Annotated in this window: 2 protein-coding genes; one reads left to right on the plus strand and one right to left on the minus strand. The window is 72.7% G+C overall.

The genetic code is table 11. The features are described from left to right. Positions 1 to 777, minus strand: a 777-nt coding sequence (locus tag AC1D12_RS33035) for an SDR family oxidoreductase (RefSeq protein ID WP_477845339.1), incomplete at its 3' end; no start/stop codon positions are given. Between the two features lie 55 nt (positions 778 to 832). Here AC1D12_RS33035 and AC1D12_RS33040 point away from each other — a divergent pair. Beyond that, positions 833 to 1,513 (plus strand): 2Fe-2S iron-sulfur cluster-binding protein (locus tag AC1D12_RS33040; RefSeq protein ID WP_477845340.1); only part of this gene is annotated, 681 nt, incomplete at its 3' end.

The following is a 1,513-nucleotide window of genomic DNA, read 5'->3' on the forward strand; positions in this document are numbered from 1 at the left end:
CCGCGCCTCGTCGCGCGTGATGCGCGGCGGGCGCGGCAGGCCGCACAGGTCGGCGGCCAGGTCGAAGTAGTCGCCCATCTTCAGCTCGGTGTCGTCGCTCGCATGCACCACGCGCTGCGGCAGGCCGCGGTGCAGCGCGGCGATGCAGGCGCGCGCCAGGTCGTCGGCATGGATGTGGTTGGTGTACACGTCGTCTTCGGCGCGCAGCACCGGCGTGCCGCGTGCCAGCCGCTCGCGTGGGTGCCCGCCCGGCCGGTCGGCGGCGTAGATGCCGGGGATGCGCAGGATCGTCACCGCCACCCCGAAGCGCCTGCCGTGCCAGCGCAGCCGCGCTTCGGCATCCACGCGCCGCCGCGCGCGGTCGCTGGCCGGCAGCGGCGCGCGGGTCTCGTCGAAGCGCGCACCGCCGGCATCGCCATACACGCCGCTGGTGCTGCCGTAGACGATGCGACGCACGCGCGTCGAGCGGGCCAGCGCGTGCAGCAGCGCCGCGGTGCGCGGATCGCTCGGCCCCTCACCCGGCGGCGGCGCCAGGTGCAGCACCGCGTCGGCCAGGCCGGCGAGGCGGCCGAGCGTCGCGGGATCGTCCAGGTTGCCCAGCAGCGGCAGCGCCCCGAGCGCGCGCAGCGCCGGYGCGCGCGCAGGCGACGACGTGAGGGCCAGCACGCGCCAGCGCCCTTGCAGCAGGCGGGCAACGCGCTGCCCGACGTCGCCACAGCCGACGATCAACACGGTGGGGCGCTTGAAGCGGGTCGGCAGGTCCGGGCGGAAGGGCATTGGATCGCGGGCAGAATCGGGGGCTGGTTTCTAGGGCCTGTCAACAGGTTACCCCATGACTTTCACCGCGACCGTGCAGCCCAGCGGCACGAGTTTCCAGGTCGATCGCGACGAGCCGATCCTCGCGGCAGCGATCCGCCAGGGCATCGGCCTGCCCTACGGCTGCAAGGACGGCGCCTGCGGCTCCTGCAAGTGCAAGCTGCTCGAAGGCCGCGTGATCCACGGCGCCCACCAGGCCAAGGCGCTGAGCGACGCCGAGGAAGAGGCCGGCTTCGTGCTGACCTGCTGCGCCGCACCGCAGACCGACGTGGTGCTCGAGGCCCGCACCGTCGCCGGCGCCGGCGAGTTCCCGGTGCGCAAGATGCCGTGCCGCGTCAACCGCATCGAGCGGCCGGCCGGCGACGTGGCGGTGCTGCACCTGCAGCTGCCGGCCAATGACCGCCTGCGCTACCACGCCGGCCAGTACGTCGAGTTCGTGCTGCGCGATGGCAGCCGCCGCAGCTACAGCATGGCCAACGCGCCGCACACGCAGGAGCAGCAGCCCGGCATCGAACTGCACATCCGCCACATGCCGGGCGGCAAGTTCACCGACCATGTGTTCGGCGCGATGAAGGAAAAAGAGATCCTGCGTCTCGAAGGCCCGKTCGGCAGCTTCTTCCTGCGCGAAGATTCCGACAAGCCGATGGTGCTGCTGGCCAGCGGCACCGGCTTCGCGCCGATCAAGGCCATCGTCGAG

Source organism: Rhizobacter sp. P1_G5 (assembly GCF_056405435.1).